This window comes from Pseudomonas sp. R2-7-07 (assembly GCF_003852355.1).
In the GTDB taxonomy this organism is placed as follows: Bacteria; Pseudomonadota; Gammaproteobacteria; order Pseudomonadales; family Pseudomonadaceae; genus Aquipseudomonas.
In genome coordinates, this window is the sequence record NZ_CP027759.1 from 3535890 (window position 1) to 3555863 (window position 19974).

At 59.6% G+C, this 19974-nt stretch carries 14 protein-coding genes and 4 tRNA genes; 6 read left to right on the forward strand and 12 right to left on the reverse strand.

Going from position 1 to position 19974, the window contains the following annotated elements; genetic code table 11:
- Positions 1-12: 12 nt before the first annotated feature.
- The 3 genes from C4J86_RS16130 (at position 13) to C4J86_RS16140 (ending at position 3522) form a co-directional block, all read left to right on the forward strand.
- Positions 13-1143, forward strand: a complete 1131-nt coding sequence (locus C4J86_RS16130) for a carbon-nitrogen hydrolase family protein (protein WP_124371136.1) — start codon at positions 13-15, stop codon at positions 1141-1143.
- Positions 1144-1147: 4 nt separating this feature from the next.
- Entirely contained in the window at positions 1148-2182 is a 1035-nt protein-coding gene (locus C4J86_RS16135) for an AraC family transcriptional regulator (RefSeq protein ID WP_124363375.1), read from the forward strand.
- Between the two features lie 332 nt (positions 2183-2514).
- Complete coding sequence (locus C4J86_RS16140) at positions 2515-3522, forward strand: pyruvate dehydrogenase (protein WP_124371137.1); 1008 nt, start codon at positions 2515-2517, stop codon at positions 3520-3522.
- A gap of 29 nt (positions 3523-3551) precedes the next feature.
- Here C4J86_RS16140 and C4J86_RS16145 read toward each other — a convergent pair whose 3' ends face one another.
- Positions 3552-4022, reverse strand: coding sequence for a MarR family winged helix-turn-helix transcriptional regulator (locus C4J86_RS16145; RefSeq protein ID WP_124371138.1), 471 nt, complete (start codon positions 4020-4022; stop codon positions 3552-3554).
- Positions 4023-4166: 144 nt separating this feature from the next.
- On the opposite strand from C4J86_RS16145, the gene aceE reads away from it, so the two are divergent.
- Entirely contained in the window at positions 4167-6827 is a 2661-nt protein-coding gene (aceE, locus tag C4J86_RS16150; protein ID WP_124371139.1) for a pyruvate dehydrogenase (acetyl-transferring), homodimeric type, read from the forward strand.
- Position 6828: 1 nt separating this feature from the next.
- Here the strand turns inward: aceE and C4J86_RS16155 are convergent, their stop codons facing one another.
- A complete protein-coding gene (locus tag C4J86_RS16155) occupies positions 6829-7653 on the reverse strand; it encodes a DUF2242 domain-containing protein (protein ID WP_124371140.1) in 825 nt (274 codons plus the stop codon).
- Between the two features lie 233 nt (positions 7654-7886).
- On the opposite strand from C4J86_RS16155, the gene nhaA reads away from it, so the two are divergent.
- Positions 7887-9230 (forward strand): Na+/H+ antiporter NhaA, encoded by a 1344-nt coding sequence (nhaA, locus tag C4J86_RS16160; RefSeq protein ID WP_124371141.1) that lies wholly within the window; start codon positions 7887-7889, stop codon positions 9228-9230.
- An 81-nt stretch (positions 9231-9311) separates the two neighbouring features.
- Here nhaA and C4J86_RS16165 read toward each other — a convergent pair whose 3' ends face one another.
- The 10 genes from C4J86_RS16165 to C4J86_RS16210 all read right to left on the reverse strand — a co-directional run bounded on the left by C4J86_RS16165 (position 9312) and on the right by C4J86_RS16210 (position 18738).
- Positions 9312-11186, reverse strand: coding sequence for a SurA N-terminal domain-containing protein (locus tag C4J86_RS16165; RefSeq protein WP_124371142.1), 1875 nt, complete (start codon positions 11184-11186; stop codon positions 9312-9314).
- Positions 11187-11417: 231 nt separating this feature from the next.
- Positions 11418-11690 (reverse strand): HU family DNA-binding protein, encoded by a 273-nt coding sequence (locus C4J86_RS16170; RefSeq protein WP_003174819.1) that lies wholly within the window; start codon positions 11688-11690, stop codon positions 11418-11420.
- 149 nt (positions 11691-11839) lie between these two features.
- Positions 11840-14236 (reverse strand): endopeptidase La, encoded by a 2397-nt coding sequence (gene lon, locus C4J86_RS16175; RefSeq protein ID WP_124367501.1) that lies wholly within the window; start codon positions 14234-14236, stop codon positions 11840-11842.
- 190 nt (positions 14237-14426) lie between these two features.
- On the reverse strand, positions 14427-15710 hold the full coding sequence (clpX, locus tag C4J86_RS16180; protein ID WP_010209414.1) for an ATP-dependent Clp protease ATP-binding subunit ClpX: 1284 nt from the start codon (positions 15708-15710) through the stop codon (positions 14427-14429).
- Between the two features lie 112 nt (positions 15711-15822).
- The gene (clpP, locus tag C4J86_RS16185; protein ID WP_003174822.1) at positions 15823-16458 is read right to left on the reverse strand and encodes an ATP-dependent Clp endopeptidase proteolytic subunit ClpP; all 636 of its coding nucleotides are present in this window, start codon (positions 16456-16458) and stop codon (positions 15823-15825) included.
- A gap of 91 nt (positions 16459-16549) precedes the next feature.
- The gene (gene tig, locus C4J86_RS16190; RefSeq protein ID WP_124363387.1) at positions 16550-17860 is read right to left on the reverse strand and encodes a trigger factor; all 1311 of its coding nucleotides are present in this window, start codon (positions 17858-17860) and stop codon (positions 16550-16552) included.
- A gap of 400 nt (positions 17861-18260) precedes the next feature.
- A tRNA-His gene (locus C4J86_RS16195) sits at positions 18261-18336 on the reverse strand.
- A 77-nt stretch (positions 18337-18413) separates the two neighbouring features.
- Positions 18414-18498: transfer RNA gene (locus C4J86_RS16200), tRNA-Leu, on the reverse strand.
- 55 nt (positions 18499-18553) lie between these two features.
- Positions 18554-18629: transfer RNA gene (locus C4J86_RS16205), tRNA-His, on the reverse strand.
- Between the two features lie 32 nt (positions 18630-18661).
- Positions 18662-18738 (reverse strand) — tRNA-Arg (locus tag C4J86_RS16210).
- 274 nt (positions 18739-19012) lie between these two features.
- Between C4J86_RS16210 and folD the strand changes: the two genes are divergently transcribed.
- A complete protein-coding gene (folD, locus tag C4J86_RS16215) occupies positions 19013-19867 on the forward strand; it encodes a bifunctional methylenetetrahydrofolate dehydrogenase/methenyltetrahydrofolate cyclohydrolase FolD (RefSeq protein WP_124371143.1) in 855 nt (284 codons plus the stop codon).
- Positions 19868-19974 lie beyond the last annotated feature (107 nt).

Consider the following 19974-nt stretch of genomic DNA (forward strand, 5'->3'; position numbering starts at 1 on the left):
GTCTGTTGCCCCATGCGTAAATTACTCGTGTTCACCGTCTCCATGGCCCTGGTTGCCGCCCTTGCCGCGTATCTGGTCTGGACCCAGGAGCGCCCCGTGGGGCATTACCTGTCAGACCTGCGCATCACCCTCGCCGTCAACGAAGGCCAGCCGGCCGAGCGTGGCAACCTGCTGGGCATCCAGCCGGAGCTGTTCCCTGCCGACTACCAGAGCCTGGAACGCCTGCACTTGAAGCTCTCGGCCTATCTGCAAAAGGCCCGTGAGCTGGGCTTGATCAACAACAAGACCATCGTGGTGCTGCCCGAGCACATCGGCACCTGGCTGATGCTGGGCGGCGAGAAAAACGAGCTGTACCAGGCGCCTCATCTCAGGGACGCGATGAACTGGTTGTCGATCAGCAACCCGGTGCAGTTCATGCGCGCCTGGATCAGCGCCACCGGCGAGAACCGCATGGACGATGCGTATTTGCGCATGAAAGCGCCAGGCATGGCGCGCGATTACCAAGTGCTGTTTGGCGGCTTGGCCAAGGAGTTCGGCGTGACCCTGGTGGCCGGCTCCATCGCCCTGCCCAACCCGAGTGTGAGCCTGGGGCAACTGCAGGTCGGGCACGGCGCGCTGTACAACGTCAGCCTGGTGTTTGCCGCCGATGGTTTGCCCCTGGGCCAGCCGCAACGTCAGCTGTATCCGATCTACGACGAACGCGGCTTTATCGAGCCGGGCGATGAAAACATCGTCAGCGTGGTCGACACCCCGGCCGGGCGCCTGGGCATCCTGATCGGCAGCGACAGCTGGTACCCGGATAACTACCGCAAGCTCAACGAGCAAGGCGCCCAACTGATCGCAGTGCCGGCCTACGTGACCGGCCGCGACACATGGGACCGCCCGTGGCGCGGCTTCAAGAGCGTGTCGACGCCGTCGGAAGTCAGCCTCAAGCCCGAAGAAACCAGCGAGGGCGAAGCCTGGCGCCGCCTGACGTTGATCAGCCAGCCACCGATCAGCCAAGCCACGGCGGGCATGAGCGTGTTTTTGCGTGGGCAGTTCTGGGACCTGGGCAGCGCCGGGCAAAGCTTCCTCAGCCGCAACGGGCAACTGTTCGCCGATGGCGATGCCCGTGGTGCGCGCCTGCTGAATATCTGGCTGTAACCGCGTGAAGCCGGTGCGCCTGGGGGATTTGTCGGTGGGCTTCGTGCACACCCTGGCCGATGCCGTGCACAGCCACGGCTTGGACCCGCAACCGCTGCTGCTGCAATACGGCCTGGACCCCGCCCGCCTGGCCGAAGCGGGCGCGCGCTTGTCGATCCCGCGCTATATGCGCCTGGGCCATGCGGCCATCCAACTGACCGGCGATGCGGGGCTGGGCCTGCGCATGGGCCAGCTCAGCCGCCTGAGCCAGGCCGGGCTCGCCGGTGTCACCGCCGCCCAGGCACCGAATGTGCGCGAAGCCGCGCGTACGCTGACGCGTTTCGAACCCTTGTATGGCTCCAACTACCGTGGGCAATCGAGTTTTCATGAGGACGCCGAAGGCGCCTGGCTGCGGTTCTATTCGATCAGCCCCTACAACGCCTACAACCGCTTTGTAGTGGACTCGATCATCGCCGGCTGGCTGCATCAACTGTCGAGCCTGGCGCAACAAAGGGTGCAGGCCCAGCGCATCGAAATCGAGTTCGAGGCTCCCGAGTACAGTGAGCGGTATGACGTGCTGGGGTCCGCACCGGTGCAGTTCGGTGCCGAGAACAATCAACTGCGCCTCAGCCAACCTACCCTCGCCCTGCGCAACCCGCACCACTGCCCGAGTACCTGGCAGCTGTTGCTGCAACTGTGTGAACGGGAACTGGAGCAGCTGACGCGCACCCGCAGCCTGCGCGAGCGCATTACCCGGTTGCTCGGGCCGATGCTCAATGGCGGCCGGGAACCCGACCTGGAAGAAGTGGCGGCACGCTTGAAGCTGCCCACCTGGACACTGCGCCGCAAACTGGCCGACGAGGGCACCCAGTTCCGCGCGATTCTCAACGACACCCGCCGCGACCTGGCCATGACCTACATTCGCGATACGGAACTGGCTTTCGGCGAGATCGCCTACTTGCTCGGTTTCGCCTCAGCCCAAGCCTTCCAACGCGCCTTCAGGCGCTGGAACAACCAGACCCCAGGGGAATTTCGCCGCAGTCAGCGGCATTCCGCCTGAAGTTGGGCTTACAGCTCGGTGGCATCGTCGACCGGGTCCAGCGGGTCGAATTCGAATGCCTGGTATTCCAATAGTTCTTCCTGGTAATCGTCCATGGGGGACTCCTTGTTGAGTTAAAAGCGGCCGCACGGTTAATGACCTGCACGATCAGCCTAAAGTGCCGTCATGACGAAAAAATGTCTGCGCCATGACTTTCCTGCACTCGAAGATTAAACGCGTCGGCGGCGGACAGATTTAGCAGGTCAGCGCTGACGCGCAATTGCAATCATTGCAATTGCAATTACAAGCCGAATTCCATTAGGGTAGGCCCTCTGTTGTCAGGAGCCACACCCATGCCCGCCTCTACCGCGAATGCAGCGCAATTGTGCATCGACGCACTCACCCCCTGCGCGCACGCGCGCAACTCGCCGCTGTACACGGTCATGACCATGGCCAACACCTTGGAATCGAGCCGCCAAGCCTGGGTGATTCGCGGCCAGTCGCGCAGTCGGCGCGTGGGCAATTGGCCCACGTGGTTTGCGCGCAATACCGGCGAAAAACCGCTGCTCTACCTGCACAGCGTGACGTCGTCCGCCCAACTGTGCGCATTGTCAGACCAGACCGCCCAGCGCGGCATCTTGTGCAACGACAGCGAAACCCAGCCATCGCCTTGGCCGAAGGGCGCGCAGCCGTCGTTGCCATTGTGGCTGTCGGCCAATCCACGCTGCACGCCCTACGACCCCGCCTCAGGCGAAGAAGCACAGGCGATCGTGCTGGCGGGGTTGCGCACGTTATACGTCGATGGCACGCCGGGTTTTTATTACCTGGCGTTACATGATCAGCAAATCGCCATCGCGCCGCAGCCGCTGGACCGTGACGGTACGGTCAAGGGCATGTACTCCGTGCGGCGACCAGGCGCAGGGGCGGCAGTGCGCCTGCTCGGTGCCGGCCGGGCACTGGAGGAGGTGATACACGCGGCGCAGTTGCTGGAAGATGAATGGGGCATTGCGGCGCACGTCTGGAGTTGCCCCAGTTACACCCGGTTGGCCCGCGAGGCGGCGGCCGCTGAGCGCTGGAACCGCCTGCATCCGCATGCGCCCAGGCGTAGCTGCCATCTGCGCGACTGCCTGGCGGGGAGCCGGGCCCCGGTGGTTGCCGTCACCGGCTACCCGCAGGCGGTTGTCGATCAGTTGGCGGCGCATGTGGATACGCGCTTCGTGGCGCTGGGCGCAGGCTCGGTACAGGCAGCCGCACCCAACCGGTATTGGATTGCGGTGTTGGCGCTCAAAGCCTTGGCCGATGAGGGGCATCTGGACACACAAAGTGTGGAAAACGCCCTGCAGCGCTATCACCTGAAATGACCAGGAATGCAGCCGCTCCCTTCACTTCATCAGGTTCTGCGCCGGCCACGGGTTTGCACAGCGGCACCCATCGCCAATCCCGCCGTACGCTCCAGCGCATCGGCAAAGGCCTGGCGATGCTCAGGCGCGATCTGCGACAGGAACAGCTCGTCCACGGTGCTCTCGTAGATTTTCCACATTTTTTTGCGCAGGGTGCGGCCCGCCTCGGTGATCGAGGCAAACGCCGCCCGGCCATCACCGTCGGAGCGCGATCGCACCACCAGGCCGTCTTTCTCCAGGCGATCGACCAGACGCGTGAGGTTGTAACGCTCGATGGCCAGTACATCGGCCAGTTCATGCATACGGCGAGTGCCCTCAGGACCGCTCTCCAGTCCCCACAACGCGTCGTACCACGCATACGGCGGCAGTTGCGCCTCGGCCAACCGGCGCTCGATTTCACGGATGACCGTCCTGTGAGCCCTGACAAAACGGAACCATACATCAGGCTCTTTCGACGACATGCAACACCATCCGGGGAATTTCAAGAAGGTTGCAATAGTAGCTCATCCCGGGCTAAATTCCGGCATGTCGTTGCAATTGCAATTATATTGCGTCACGCCCACAAGGCGTTCGCCGCCTGGAATCCGCTTACCCTGGAGCCTCATATGAACCCGAATAACGCCGCGTCCCTGGACAACGATCCGCAGGAAACCCGCGAGTGGCTGGACTCCATCGAATCGGTGCTGTCGGCCGAAGGTCGCCCCCGCGCCCACTACCTGATCGATCAGTTGCTGGATTTCGACGTCGCGCGCCACGGCGATTTTTACGGACGGGTGACCACCCCATACGTGAATACCATTGCCGTCGATCGCCAGCTGCCCTACCCCGGCAATCTGGAAATCGAACGCCGGACCAACGCATTTATCCGCTGGAATGCCATGGCGATGGTATTGCGTGCAGGCAAACACTCCGGGGTGGGTGGGCATATCGCGACCTATGCGTCAGCCGCCGTGCTGTACGACGTAGGCTTCGACCATTTCTTCCGAGGCCGAACTGACACGTTCGACGGCGACCTGGTGTACATCCAGGGCCATTCCTCCCCTGGCATCTATGGCCGCGCATATCTGGAAGGCCGTATCAACGAAGCCCAACTGGATAACTTTCGCCGCGAGGCCGGCGGCGAAGGCCTGTCGTCATATCCTCACCCACGGCTGATGCCGGACTTCTGGCAATTCCCTACGGTTTCCATGGGGCTCGGGCCGATCACCGCTGCGTACCAGGCGCGCTTTATGCGTTACCTGGAGTTTCGTGATCTCAAGCCACACCAGGGTCGCAAGGTCTGGGCGTTCCTGGGCGATGGCGAAATGGACCAGCCGGAATCCCTGGCCGCCATTTCCGTCGCGGGCCGTGAAAAACTCGACAACCTGATCTTTGTGGTCAATTGCAACCTGCAGCGCCTGGACGGCCCGGTGCGCGGTAATGCCAAGGTGATCCAGGAGTTCGAGAGCCTGTACCGCGCCGCCGGCTGGAATGTGATCAAGGTAATCTGGGGCGGTGGTTGGGATGCGCTGCTGGAAAAGGACCACAGCGGCCTGCTGCGCCAACGCATGATGGAATGCGTGGACGGCGACTACCAGAATTACAAATCCCAGAATGGCGCCTACGTACGCGAACATTTCTTCGGTAAATATCCGGAGCTGCTGGCATTGGTTGCAGATATGTCCGACGACGATATCTGGAAGCTCTCACGGGGCGGGCATGACCCGGACAAGGTCTACAACGCCTACGCCGCCGCCGTGCGGCACAAGGGCCAGCCTACGGTGATCCTGGCCAAGACCGTAAAAGGCTTCGGCATGGGCGAAGCCGGCGAAGGCCAGAACATCAACCATCAATTGAAAAAGATGGGGGCCGACGCGGTGAAAGCCTTCCGCGACCGCTTCGGGCTGGAAGTGGCCGATGACCAGCTCGACGAAATCCCCTACCTCAAACCCGCCGCCGACAGTGTCGAAGCCCGCTACTTTGCCGCCCGACGCCAGGCCTTGGGCGGCTATGTGCCCGCTCGGCATAGCAGCGTCGCGGCGTTGACGATCCCGCCGCTGTCCGCATTCGCCACTCAACTCAAGGACACCGGCGAGCGCGCAATTTCCACCACCATGGCGTTCGTGCGCATCCTCGGCACGCTGCTCAAGGACCCACATCTGAGCAAGCTGATCGTCCCCATCGTGCCGGATGAGTCGCGCACCTTCGGCATGGAAAGCCTGTTCAGACAGATCGGCATCCACTCCGCCGTCGGCCAGTTGTACACCCCGCAGGACGCTGGGCAACTGAGCTACTACAAAGAGAGCAAGGACGGACAGATCATGCAGGAAGGCCTGAATGAATCGGGTGCCATTTCCTCGTGGATCGCGGCGAGTACGTCCTACAGCAACCACGGCCTGATGACCGTGCCTTTCTATATTTTCTATTCGATGTTCGGCTTCCAGCGCGTCGGCGACCTGGCCTGGGCGGCCGGGGATGCGCGGGCCCGTGGTTTTCTGCTGGGGGCCACGGCCGGTCGCACCACCCTGATGGGCGAAGGTTTGCAACATGACGACGGGCACAGCCATATCCTGGCGTCAGTGATTCCGTGCTGCGTGGCCTATGATCCGACCTTTGCCTACGAGCTGGCGGTGATCATTCGCGAGGGCATGCGCCGTATGTATGTCGAGCAAGAAGACATTTACTACTACATCACCCTGCTCAACGAAAACTACCCGCACCCGGCGATCCCCGAAGGCGTGGAGGATGGCATCCTCAAAGGTATGTACCCGTTGAGCACACACCCCGACTCACAGGTGCAATTGATGGGCAGTGGTTCGATTTTGCGCGAAGTGATCGCCGCAGCGGCCCTGCTTGAGCAGGACTTTGCCGTGCACAGTGACGTATGGAGCGCCACCAGCCTGACTGAGCTGCGCCGTGACGGGCACGCAACAGAGCGCTGGAACCTGCTGCATCCGGAGGGTGAGCTACGCCTGAGCTACGTGGAGCAGTGCCTCGTCGGTAAAGCCGGGCCAATGGTGGTGGCAACGGACTACATGAAGTTATTCGCAGACCAGATCCGCCCTTTCGTACATGGCCGCCGCTTCGTGGCGTTGGGAACCGATGGTTTCGGGCAGTCGGATACGCGGGAAGCGTTGCGCGAGTTTTTTGAAGTGGATCGACACTTCATCGTGCTGGCGGCCCTGAAGGCACTGGCAGATGACGGCGTGATAGGCCGTGACAAAGTCGTGGAGGCCATCAGCCGCTACGGGATCAATGCCGACAAGGCAGACCCCGTAGCGGTGTGAGTTACTGCGCAGGCGTTGGCAGGGGTGGAATCGCCTCTGTCGGCGCTGGCAGGTTCGGGTTGGTCGGTGCCGGTGCAGGTTCTGCTGCCGGGGCCGACGTGGCGTCCGGTACGGGCTCCGGCGCGACGCTCGGCGCGATCGGTGCGGCTTCGGCTGGCGGTGCAAGCGGTTGCGCAGCGGCAGGCGTTGCCGGTGTCTCCTGGGGCGCCTCGACCTTCTCGGCGGCCGGTGCGGCCTTGGGTTCAGGCATGCCAAGCTCATCCTTGGGCTTTTCGGGGATGTGCGCAGCCTGCTTCACTTCCTGGGGCAGGAACACATCCACCAACGCAAAGTAACGCTCATAGAACTTGGGCGCCGAAACGGTCTCGCTCGCCACCTTGACCATCGAGTCATCGGTGGAGCCGATCGGCATCGACACCGAACCCAGTACCCCTACCCCGAGACTCGCGGAGTTGTTGACCTTCTTCAGCGCATAGCGATCCTGCAAGGCGTTGGCAAACATCGTCGAATGATTGCTGCCTTTGCCATCCGCGGCGCACACCACGTTGAAGCTGATCTGCAGGTGGCTTTCGCCGGTCTGCTGGAAACTCTTGTTACCGGCCACCAGCTTCGGGTCGCTGCTGGTGATGATATAGCCCTGGCTCAGCAGGGCACGGCGCGCGGCTTCACAGGCCGCCACATCGCTCACCGGGTAATCGCGGGAAAACGTACCGGAATCATCGAAATTCTCATGTTCGTAAATAGCGGTCTTGGGCGACGAGCAACCCGCCGCGCCCGCCAGCACCAGCGCCAACCCTAGGTTTCGCAAGTGAAATGATGTCGACATCGAAAATCCTGAGAAAAACAGTCCGGGCGGTATTGTGCAACAGAACGAGGCGTTGGCGCGCGCATTCCTGTCGGTAAAACGTCACAGGCTTTTGGGACCGGTGCCGCTGACTATGACAAGTTTGTTTACAACTTATTCCCCAACTTCCTATTATCGCCCTGGGTGCGCTGCTGCATACGGCACAGCGCAGGTTAAAGGATAAGCGTTGGTCGGGCCGCCAATGGAGATTTGTCGTGCCTGATAAACACCCCGCCATCCCTCGCCCTCAGCGTTTGACCGAGGGCGCACTGTCGGCCCTCGAGCGCTTTTCACGGATTGAAGCCGTCAGCGGCATCGTTTTGCTGCTGGCTGCCATCGTCGCATTGATCTGGGCCAACAGCCCGGCGGCCGACACCTATGAGCACTTCTGGAACACACCGGTCACCCTTGGGTTGGGCGACTACAGTGTGTCGCGCTCCCTGCATTTTCTGGTCAACGACGGCCTGATGACCATCTTCTTCCTGGTGGTGGGCGCCGAGATCCGTCAGGAAATCAAGGACGGCGCGCTCGCCAACCTCAAGCTGGCCACCCTGCCATTAGGCGCTGCACTGGGCGGCGTACTGATGCCGGCGCTCATTTACACCCTGCTCAACCACGGCACTGCCGCCGCCAGTGGCTGGGCCGTGCCCACCGCGACGGACATCGCGTTTGCCGTCGGCGTGCTGGCACTGTTGGGTAAGTCGATCCCCAGCGGCGTGCGTATTTTGCTGCTGGCCCTGGCGATTATCGATGACATCGTGGCGATCCTGATCATTGCCGTTTTCTTCACCGCCAGCCTCGATTACATGGGGCTGGTGATTGCCGTCGCCGGGCTGGCACTGGTGCTGGTTTTCCAGCGCATGGGCATCGGTAAGGCCGCGATCTACCTGTTGCCTGGGGCGATTGTGTGGTTCGGCCTGCTCAAGACCGGCATTCACCCAACGCTCGCCGGCGTGATCCTGGGGCTGATGACCCCGGTTAACTCCAAGCCCACCACCGAGCGCCCGCTGGACACCATAGGCCGCACGCTCAACGAATTGATGGAGCGTTTTTCCCAGTCGCCTGAAGGCCCAGGGCACGTTACCCGGCCGTTGAAGCAATTGCGCGAAGCACAGCGGGAAATATTACCGCCAGTGCAAAGGGTGCAATCGGCGCTGCACCCGTGGGTGGCGTTCGGCGTGATGCCGTTGTTCGCCCTGGCCAACGCGGGTGTCAGCCTGAGCGGCTTCAACCTGGACGATCCCCTGCCCCACGGTGTGTTCATGGGCGTCATCTTCGCCCTGGTGCTGGGCAAACCCATCGGCGTGATGCTGGCGAGCTTCACGCTGGTCAAGCTCAACCTCTGCAAGCTGCCGGACGGCGTTACCTGGACAGGTGTGGGCCTGGTGGGTCTGCTGGCGGGGATTGGTTTCACCATGTCGATCTTCATCTCCTCCCTGGCCTTCTCCGACCCGGCTTTGCTGGCGGCGGCCAAGCTGAGCGTATTGACGGCCTCGACCCTGGCGGCGGTCATCGGCCTGAGCTGGGGCAAGCTCAAGTTCTCGGGCAAGCGGACTTGAGAAAGAAGGCTCGAACGCTTTAACGCGCGCAAAAAAAGACCCCGGCCTTTTCAGGACGGGGTCTTTTCATTCAAGCCGGCATCAGAACTTCTTGATGTCTGCCTGGGTTTCCAGCTGCTTGCGGTAGGCCGCAAAATCCTGCTGGCCAATACGCGAAGCGAGGGCGCGGCGGTATTGCGCCTTTTCTTCGTCCGTAGGCGCAGCAGCTTCATTGACACCGTTCAAACGCACGATCACTTGGCTGCCATCGCGCAGGCTGACAGTGGTGAAGCTCGGCTTGTCCTTGCCCGCAGGCTTGGGCATGCGGAACAGCGCTTGCAGCACGGCAGGGTCGACAGCTTCCTGGCCACGGGTAGCGGCTTCAGTCACCTTCCAGGCTTGGCCATCAATCGGCTGGCTCAGGGCGATCTTGCCATCACGCAGGCCGGCGATCAGCTCGTCGGCATGGGCTTTGGCGGCAGCGCTCGCACGCTCCTTGGTCATCTGTGCGCGAATCGCCGTGGCAACCTTTTCCAGCGGCAGCTGGGCAGGCTTGAGGTGCTCTTTGGCGCGCAGCACGATGATGGTTTCCGGGTCGAGCTCAATGGCGCTGCTGTTGGCACCCTCATCCAGCACTTCCGGGCTGAACGCTGCGGTGACCACGGCACGGTTGGCCGCGACGCCTTCGCCACCTTCACGGCCGAACGGCGCGGAAGTGTGTACGGTCAGCTTAAGATCGGACGCCGGCTGGGCCAGGTCGGACGCTTCGAACGCCGCATCTTCCAATTGCTTGGTCGCTTCGACAAACCGCTGTTCAACCTGCTGGGTCTTGAGCTCGCGGGTCAGCTTGTCTTTCAGGCTGGCAAACGATGGCACCTCGGGTGCTTCAACGCCCAGCAGCTTGATCAAGTGCCAACCGAAGGACGTACGCACCGGCACCGACACCTGGTCCTGCTTGAGGCCGTACAGCGCCGTCTCGAAGTCTGGATCGTAGACGCCAGGACCGGCAAACCCGAGATCGCCGCCATTGCTGGCCGAACCCGGATCCTGGGAAAACTCCTTGGCCAGGGCTTCAAACTGCTCGCCCTTGGCCAGGCGCGCCTGGATGTCTTCGATCTTGGCCTTGGCTTGCGCCTCGGTGACCTTGTCGTTGACCTCGATCAGAATGTGCGCAGCACGACGCTGTTCAGCGAGGTTGGCGGTTTCTTTCTCGTAGGCAGCCTGCAGTTCATCGTCCTTGACGGTGACCTGGTCGAAGAACGACGACTTCTTCAGCTCCAGGTAGTCGATGACCACCTGGTCCGGGGTCATGAACTCCTTGGCATGCTGGTCGTAGTACGCCTTGACTTCGTCATCGGTGAGTTTCACCGCTGCCGGGTCGGCTTTAACGTTGACGGTGGCGAAATCGCGCGTCTGTTTTTCCAGACGGGCAAATGCCAGCACCTCGGCATCGGTCACGAAACCACTGCCAGCGATGCCTGCGCGAACCTGGCCGATCAGCATTTCCTGAGTCAGCATCTGACGGAATTGCAGGCGGCTATAGCCCAATTGACGGACCACCTGGTCAAAGCGTTCGGCGTTGAACTTGCCGTCCACCTGGAACTCCGGCGTCTGCAGGATCACCTGGTCCAAGGCCGCTTCCGAGAAACCGAACTTGGCATCAGCAGCGCCTTGCAGCAGCAGCTTGCGATCGATCAGGCCCTTGAGGGCCGCGTCGCGCAGCAGTTTTTCGTCCAACAGGGAAGCATCGAAATCCTTGCCCAGTTGTTGCATCAGCTGGCGCCGTTGCATATCGACGGCCTGGCTCAATTCGGTCTGGGTGATTTCCTCACCGTTGACCTTGGCCACGTCCTGCTTGTTATTACCCGAAGCCTGGAAAATAGCCTCGATACCGGTGAACGCCATCAATGCGACGATGATCCCGATAATGGTCTTGGCAATCCAGCCTTGTGAATTGTCCCTGATATTTTGCAGCATGCGTCCCCCAGAAACGGTTGAACATCAAAAATAGGCAACCGTGGAGCGTGGGTAGAATCCGGATAGAAGAAAGGCGCATCCGAGGATGCGCCTTCTCGTAACTGGCGGAGCGGACGGGGGTTTTAACTCTGACCCCCGGCGTGGCGACCCAATGGATACGTGGGTCAGCTACCGCTCCGCTGCCAGGCCAGACCTGCGTCCGACCCGGGTAAGCAAAGGCTTGATCGAAGCTTAGTTAACGGCTTCTTTCAGGGCTTTACCGGCTTTGAAACCTGGTTTCTTGGCAGCAGCGATTTGCAGTGCTTTGCCGGTCTGTGGGTTACGGCCAGTGCGAGCTGGGCGGTCAGTCACAGAGAAAGTACCGAAGCCTACCAGTACCACGGAGTCGCCGGCCTTCAGAGCGCCAGTGACGGATTCGATTACTGCGTCCAGCGCACGGCCGGCAGCAGCTTTCGGGATATCAGCGGATGCAGCGATAGCATCAATCAGTTCCGACTTGTTCACTCTAAGTCCCCTTATATATCTATGAGTATGATTCTAAGTTTTTTGGTAAAAAGCAAAAACCAGTGCTGAATGGCCTACAGACACTTAAGAGCCGCTTTATAACAAGGGCTCTAAAAAGCTGTCAAGGAAGCCCCCCAGGCTTCAACACCTTAATGCGTGCTAATTCTTTCCTTGGAATCCGACTCGCGCTTTTCGTCCTTCGCGACAATCTCCGGAGCCACATCCGGCAAGGGCTCCGGCGCGTATTGCAGCGCAATTTGCAGGACTTCGTCAATCCATTTAACCGGTTTAATCTGAAGATCCTGCTTGATATTGTCAGGAATTTCCTTCAAGTCGCGAACATTCTCTTCAGGAATGATCACGGTCTTGATTCCACCCCGGTGTGCAGCGAGTAATTTCTCTTTCAGCCCACCGATGGCCAATACCTGGCCGCGCAGGGTAATTTCCCCGGTCATCGCCACATCGGCGCGCACCGGAATACCGGTCAATGCCGACACCAGCGCCGTGCACATGCCTACACCGGCGCTCGGGCCGTCCTTCGGCGTCGCGCCTTCCGGCATGTGGATATGGGTGTCGTGCTTCTCGTGGAAGTCCAGGGGAATACCCAGGCTCCTGGCGCGACTGCGCACCACGGTCTGCGCGGCGGTGATCGATTCGACCATCACATCGCCGAGAGAGCCGGTCTTGATCAACTGGCCCTTGCCCGGGATCACGGCAGCTTCGATGGTCAGCAACTCGCCGCCCACCTGGGTCCATGCCAGGCCAGTCACCTGCCCTACCTGGTCCTGCTGCTCGGCCAGGCCGTAGCGGAATTTACGCACACCCAGGAAATGCTCCAGCGCGTCGGCCGTTACCTTCACCGAGAAGCGTTTTTCCAAGGAATGTTCCTTGACCGCCTTGCGGCAGATTTTCGCGATCTGACGCTCAAGGCCCCGTACACCGGCCTCGCGGGTGTAATAGCGCACGATGTCACGGATCGCTTCGACGTCAAACTCGATCTCGCCTTTCTTCAGGCCGTTGGCCGCAGTCTGCTTGGGCGCGAGGTATTTGACGGCGATGTTGATCTTCTCGTCTTCGGTGTAACCCGGCAGACGAATCACCTCCATCCGGTCCAGCAAGGCTGGCGGAATGTTCATGGAGTTGGAGGTGCACAGGAACATTACGTCAGACAGGTCGTAGTCGACTTCCAGGTAATGGTCGTTGAAGTTGTGGTTCTGCTCAGGATCGAGCACCTCAAGCAACGCCGACGCCGGATCGCCACGCATGTCGCTGCCCATCTTGTCGATTTCATCGAGCAGGAACAGCGGGTTGCGCACACCCACCTTTGTCATCTTTTGAATCAATCTTCCTGGCATCGAACCGATGTAAGTCCGGCGATGGCCACGAATTTCCGCTTCGTCACGCACGCCGCCGAGGGCCATGCGCACGAACTTGCGGTTGGTCGCACTGGCAATCGACTCGGCCAACGAGGTTTTACCCACCCCAGGCGGACCGACCAGGCACAACACCGGGCCGCGAATTTTCTTCACGCGCTTTTGCACGGCGAGGTATTCAAGGATACGTTCCTTGACCTCTTCAAGGCCGTAGTGGTCGGCATCGAGGATTTCTTCGGCGCGGGTCAGGTCCAGGCGTACCTTGGTCTGAGCCTTCCACGGCACCTGCACCAGCCAATCGATGTAGGAACGAACCACAGTGGCTTCGGCCGACATCGGCGACATTTGCTTGAGCTTGTTCAGCTCGGCCGTGGCCTTGGTCAGCGCGTCTTTCGGCAGGCCGGCGGCATCGATACGCTTTTTCAGCTCTTCGATTTCGTTGTGGCCTTCCTCGCCGTCGCCGAGTTCTTTCTGAATGGCCTTCATCTGCTCATTCAGGTAGTACTCGCGCTGGCTGCGCTCCATTTGTTTCTTCACGCGGCCGCGGATGCGCTTCTCAACCTGCAGCAGGTCGATTTCGCCATCCAGCAGCGCCAGCACATGCTCGACACGGGCCGACAGATCGATGATTTCGAGAATATCCTGCTTCTGCTCGATCTTCAGCGCCATGTGCGCAGCCATGGTGTCGACCAGGCGACTTGGCTCATCGATGCTGTTGAGCGACGAGAGGACTTCAGCCGGGACTTTCTTGCCCAACTGCACATACTGCTCGAACTGCGAAAGCAGGCTGCGCACAAACACTTCGGATTCACGTTCAGGGGCTTCGACTTCGTCGATCAGCGCCACTTCGGCGCGCAGGTGACCATCCACCTCCATGAAACGCTCTACCGCGCCGCGCTGCTCGCCTTCCACGAGTACCTTGACGGTACCGTCAGGCAGCTTGAGCAATTGCAGGACAGTCGCAACGGTGCCGACCCGATACAGGGCGTCTTCGCCTGGATCATCATCAGCAGGATTCTTCTGGGCCAACAGCAGGATCTGCTTGTCGCCCGTCATCGCGGCCTCGAGGGCTTCGATAGACTTCTCGCGCCCCACGAACAGCGGGATAACCATGTGCGGATAGACGACGACATCACGCAACGGCAGGAGAGGCAATTCGATGGTTGTCTTCATGATTTCGCCTCTATGACAGTTGAAAAATAAGCTTGAAACCAAGATGGGGGTTGCATGCAAAAAAAACAAGCGCAATGCCAGCACTTAAACGCATGAATAAACGCGATTTAATCTACCACCCCGCAAAAACACCCGAAAAAAACAAGGGGCCCCGAAAGGCCCCTTGCTTGTACCGCCACTGCAAAGACGCTTACGCGTCAGGTGCAGCCTTGGCAGCCGGCTCACTGTTTTCGTAGATATACAGTGGCTTGGACTTGCCTTCGATAACGCTTTCGTCGATCACCACCTTGCTCACCTCGGACTGCGAGGGGATTTCGTACATGGTGTCGAGCAACACGCCTTCGAGGATCGAACGCAGACCACGTGCACCGGTCTTGCGCTCCAATGCCCGCTTGGCCACTGATTTGAGCGCGTCGGTACGGAACTCGAGGTCCACACCTTCCATCTCGAACAGCTTGGCGTATTGCTTGGTCAGGGCGTTTTTCGGCTCGGTGAGGATCTGAATCAAAGCCGCCTCATCCAGCTCGTCCAACGTCGCCAGGACCGGCAGACGACCGACGAATTCCGGGATCAGGCCGAACTTGACCAGATCGTCAGGTTCGACTTCACGCAGGGACTCACCTACCTTCTTGCCTTCTTCCTTGCTACGCACTTCCGCGCTGAAACCGATGCCGCCACGGGTGGAACGCTGCTGAATAACCTTTTCCAGCCCGGAGAACGCACCGCCACAGATAAACAGGATGTTACGCGTATCGACCTGCAGGAATTCCTGCTGCGGGTGCTTACGGCCGCCCTGGGGCGGTACCGAAGCGACCGTGCCTTCGATCAGCTTCAACAGTGCTTGCTGCACGCCTTCACCGGAAACATCCCGAGTAATGGACGGGTTGTCCGACTTGCGCGAGATCTTGTCGATTTCGTCGATGTAGACAATGCCCATCTGGGCCTTCTCTACGTCGTAGTCGCACTTCTGCAGCAGTTTCTGAATGATGTTCTCGACATCTTCACCCACGTAGCCAGCCTCGGTGAGGGTGGTGGCGTCGGCGATGGTGAACGGAACGTTCAGCAGGCGAGCGAGGGTTTCCGCAAGCAGGGTTTTACCCGAGCCTGTAGGGCCGATCAGCAGGATGTTACTCTTGCCGAGTTCGACTTCGTCGCCTTTCTTGTCACGCTGGTTCAAGCGCTTGTAGTGGTTGTACACCGCTACGGCCAGAACCTTCTTTGCACGCTCCTGACCAATTACGTACTGGTCAAGGATGCCGCTGATTTCTTTAGGCGATGGGAGTTTGTGCGCACTGCTCTCGGCCTGGGCTTCCTGCACCTCCTCGCGGATGATGTCATTGCACAGGTCGACGCATTCGTCGCAGATAAACACCGAGGGGCCGGCAATCAATTTGCGTACTTCATGCTGGCTTTTGCCACAGAAGGAGCAATAGAGCAGCTTGCCGTTGTCCTCGCCGTTGCGGGTGTCAGTCATTCGTTCGATCCAAATCCGATAGGCTTGCAACACAAGATGAAGGCTTATGCGGGCTTTTTCAAGCCCGCCAGTGGTCGGACATGCCGACCAGCCCTATTTTGAGCAGCTTATATTAAGCGGGGCGCTTTTCGATCACTGCGTCGATCAACCCGTACTCACGGGCGGCTTCAGCGCTCATGAAGTTGTCACGGTTGGTATCACGCTCGATTTCTTCAAGTGTGTGCCCGCTGTGCTTGGCCATCAGCGTGTTGAGGCGCTCACGAATGAAGAGGATTTCCTTGGCATGGATTTCGATGTCCGATGCCTGGCCCTGGAAACCACCCAGTGGCTGGTGAATCATCACGCGTGAGTTCGGCAGGCAGTAACGCTTGCCCTCGGCGCCGGCGGTCAGCAGGAATGCACCCATGCTGCAGGCCTGGCCAATGCAGGTAGTCGACACGTTCGGCTTGATGAACTGCATGGTGTCGTAGATCGACATGCCCGCAGTCACCGAACCGCCCGGCGAGTTGATGTAGAGATGGATGTCCTTGTCCGGGTTTTCCGCTTCAAGGAACAGCAGTTGCGCACAGATCAGGTTGGCCATGTAGTCCTCTACCGGGCCAACCAGAAAGATCACTCGCTCCTTGAGCAGGCGCGAGTAGATGTCGTAGGCGCGTTCACCACGAGCGGACTGCTCGACAACCATCGGGACCAGGCCGCCAGCGGCCTGGATATCAGAGTTCTGCTGAATATAGGAATTACGGAACATGCTCTGCAGTTACTCCCAAATAGTCATGTCTTGAAAACGCATAAGCCAGCGCGAGGCTGGCTTATGGTTGAATTTCCAACGAGTTGGACAATCAGTCGGCTTGTGCTGCTTCCGCCGGTTTGACTGCTTCTTCGTAAGAGACCGCTTTATCGGTCACCTTAGCCTTCTGCAGAACAGTATCCACAACTTGTTCTTCCAGCACAACCGAACGTACTTCGTTCAGCTGCTGGTCGTTCTTGTAGTACCAGGACACGACCTGCTCAGGTTCCTGGTAGGCCGACGCCATTTCCTGGATCATTTCGCGAACACGGTCTTCGTCTGGCTTGAGGTCGAACTGCTTGACCACTTCAGCCACGATCAGGCCCAGCACGACGCGGCGCTTGGCTTGCTCTTCGAACAGCTCGGCCGGCAGTTGGTCAGGCTTGATGTTGCCACCAAACTGCTGAACCGCTTGTACGCGCAGGCGATCCACTTCGTTGGACAGCAGAGCCTTAGGCACTTCGATCGGGTTGGCGGCCAGCAGACCGTCCATGACCTGGTTCTTGACCTTGGACTTGATCGCCTGACGCAGCTCACGCTCCATGTTCTTGCGAACTTCGGTGCGGAAGCCTTCGATACCGGTTTCCTTGATGCCGAATTGCGCGAAGAACTCTTCGTTCAGCTCTGGCAGCTTAGGCTCGGAAACGCTGTTGACGGTCACGGTGAACTCGGCGGCTTTGCCGGCCAGGTCCAGGTTCTGGTAGTCAGCAGGGAATTCCAGGTTCAGAACGCGTTCTTCGCCGGCCTTGGCGCCAACCAGGCCGTCTTCGAAGCCAGGGATCATGCGGTTGGAACCCAGCACCAGCTGAGTGCCCTTGGCGGAGCCACCGGCGAATACTTCGCCGTCGACCTTGCCAACGAAATCGATGTTCAGTTGGTCTTCGTTCTGGGCGGCACGCTCGACCACTTCGAAACGGGTGTTCTGCTTGCGCAGGATTTCGAGCATGTTGTCCAGGTCCGAATCAGCCACTTCGGCGCTCAGGCGCTCGATAGCGATACCGTCGAAGCCCGCTACTTCGAATTCCGGGAACACTTCGAATACGGCTACGTATTCCAGGTCCTTGCCGGCTTCCAGGGACTTGGGCTCGATCGAAGGCGAGCCAGCCGGGTTCAGCTTTTGCTCGACAACGGCTTCGTAGAAGGAAGCCTGGATCACGTCACCTACAGCTTCCTGGCGCGCATCGGCACCAAAACGACGCTTGATTTCGCTCATCGGCACTTTGCCTGGACGGAAACCAGCGATCTTGGCCTTCTGGGCAGTCTGCTGCAGACGCTTGTTGACCGCAGTCTCGATACGCTCTGCCGGCACGGTGATGCTCAGGCGGCGCTCGAGAGCAGTAGTATTTTCAACAGAAACTTGCATGGATATTCCTCGTTGCACAGACATTAGCCGGCCATTTCCGACCCCAATCAAGGGCATGCATTCTAGTGGGTCAAACTCAAGAAGTCACCCTACTGAAAATACACCCGGAAACCGCCGGCAATTTATCGGTACGAAGGCACTGAAGTACCCCGCCCCGGTGACAAATACAGCCAATTGCGCCAGGGCTCTGCGCCGCCCTTCTATATATAGAAGAAGCTGCCATTCATCTCCCTGACGGCCCACGCCGCGAGCGGAGCGGACAGGCAACGCGGCATCATCGAGACACACAAATACGACGAAACGCGCTGCCGATGCGGCCCAGTACCTGCGACCGCCGAGATAATCAAACCGCCAAAACCAAAAAAGGCGCCAGACTGTTAAATCTGGCGCCTTTCGAATATGGGGTGGACGAAGGGGATCGAACCCTCGACAACGGGAGTCACAATCCCGTGCTCTACCAACTGAGCTACGCCCACCATATTGCGTTAACAAAGAAACCAAACCACTTCTTTGTTAAACCCTGCCCTGCCTGACGGCCTAGCAACGTTTTATTTGGTGCGGATGAAGAGACTCGAACTCTTACGCCTCGCGGCGCTGGAACCTAAATCCAGTGTGTCTACCAATTCCACCACATCCGCGCTTAAAGCTCTTAAAGCAAAGGCGCCAGACGATTAATCTGGCGCCTTTCAAATATGGGGTGGACGAAGGGGATCGAACCCTCGACAACGGGAGTCACAATCCCGTGCTCTACCAACTGAGCTACGCCCACCATCTAACGCTACTTGTGCCAAAGCTGCCTAATGGCGCACCCGGCAGGACTCGAACCTGCGACCATCCGCTTAGAAGGCGGATGCTCTATCCAGCTGAGCTACGGGCGCCTGATTAATCTGTACTCTTGGAGGATTACAAACTAAGTGTTTCCAGCCTTGCAGCACAACAATTCTGCTCGACCTTCTAACCAGTGCTAGGCTGTGCCCGACAAGTGCGACGAATAGTATAGAGGGTCCCGAAACCCGTCAAATCTTTTTTAAAAAAAACTGATTTTATTTAAGGGGTTAGGGCAATTTGCAGACCAAGCGCCTTTGCCCTCGCGCCCTGGCGTGCGAGAATGCGCGCACTTTTCTTCCCCCTCTCGATGGTTAATCACGCGTAATGACTGCACAACTTATCGACGGCAAATCAATCGCCGCCAGCCTGCGCCAGCAGATCGCCAAACGCGTCACCGAGCGTCGCCAGCAAGGCCTGCGCACGCCTGGCCTCGCGGTGATCCTGGTCGGCAGCGATCCTGCCTCTCAGGTTTATGTCTCGCACAAGCGTAAAGACTGTGAAGAGGTCGGCTTTATCTCCAAAGCCTATGACTTGCCTTCGGAGACCACTCAACAGGCCCTGACCGACCTGATTGACAGCCTCAACGATGACCCGAACATGGACGGCATCCTGCTCCAGTTGCCGCTGCCCGAGCATCTGGACGCCTCCAAACTGCTGGAACGCATCCGCCCGGACAAAGACGTCGATGGCTTCCACCCTTATAACGTCGGCCGCCTGGCCCAGCGCATCCCACTGCTGCGCCCCTGCACGCCCAAAGGCATCATGACTCTGCTGGAAAGCACCGGGGTCGATCTGTATGGGCTCGACGCGGTTGTGGTTGGCGCCTCGAATATCGTCGGCCGCCCGATGGCCATGGAATTGTTGCTGGCCGGCTGCACCGTGACCGTTACCCACCGCTTCACCAAGGACCTCGCCGGCCATGTGGGCCGCGCTGATCTGGTGGTGGTCGCCGCGGGCAAGCCGGGCCTGGTGAAGGGTGAGTGGATCAAGGAAGGCGCAATCGTGATCGACGTCGGCATCAACCGCCAAGATGACGGCAAGCTGGTGGGCGACGTGGTGTACGAGACCGCCCTGCCCCGCGCCGGCTGGATCACCCCGGTTCCCGGCGGGGTAGGCCCGATGACCCGGGCGTGCCTGTTGGAAAACACGCTGTATGCAGCAGAAACCCTGCACAGCTGATAACCAGGCGTACTGAAAAAGCCCTGCCTTATCGCGGGGCTTTTTATTGCCCGAAAAAAACCTGTTTATTCATAGTTTTTAAGTACTTTCGTCCGGTTCTGGAAGAA

Excerpts from the sequence above, each read along its gene's own strand:
- C4J86_RS16165 (WP_124371142.1), bottom strand. The coding sequence starts at position 11,186 with ATGCTGCAAAATATCAGGGACAATTCACAAGGCTGGATTGCCAAGACC.
- folD (WP_124371143.1), top strand. The coding sequence starts at position 19,013 with ATGACTGCACAACTTATCGACGGCAAATCAATCGCCGCCAGCCTGCGC.
- C4J86_RS16140 (WP_124371137.1), top strand. The coding sequence starts at position 2,515 with ATGCCCGCCTCTACCGCGAATGCAGCGCAATTGTGCATCGACGCACTC.
- clpX (WP_010209414.1), bottom strand. The coding sequence starts at position 15,710 with ATGACTGACACCCGCAACGGCGAGGACAACGGCAAGCTGCTCTATTGC.
- C4J86_RS16145 (WP_124371138.1), bottom strand. The coding sequence starts at position 4,022 with ATGTCGTCGAAAGAGCCTGATGTATGGTTCCGTTTTGTCAGGGCTCAC.
- C4J86_RS16130 (WP_124371136.1), top strand. The coding sequence starts at position 13 with ATGCGTAAATTACTCGTGTTCACCGTCTCCATGGCCCTGGTTGCCGCC.
- clpP (WP_003174822.1), bottom strand. The coding sequence starts at position 16,458 with ATGTTCCGTAATTCCTATATTCAGCAGAACTCTGATATCCAGGCCGCT.
- C4J86_RS16155 (WP_124371140.1), bottom strand. The coding sequence starts at position 7,653 with ATGTCGACATCATTTCACTTGCGAAACCTAGGGTTGGCGCTGGTGCTG.
- aceE (WP_124371139.1), top strand. The coding sequence starts at position 4,167 with ATGAACCCGAATAACGCCGCGTCCCTGGACAACGATCCGCAGGAAACC.
- tig (WP_124363387.1), bottom strand. The coding sequence starts at position 17,860 with ATGCAAGTTTCTGTTGAAAATACTACTGCTCTCGAGCGCCGCCTGAGC.
- lon (WP_124367501.1), bottom strand. The coding sequence starts at position 14,236 with ATGAAGACAACCATCGAATTGCCTCTCCTGCCGTTGCGTGATGTCGTC.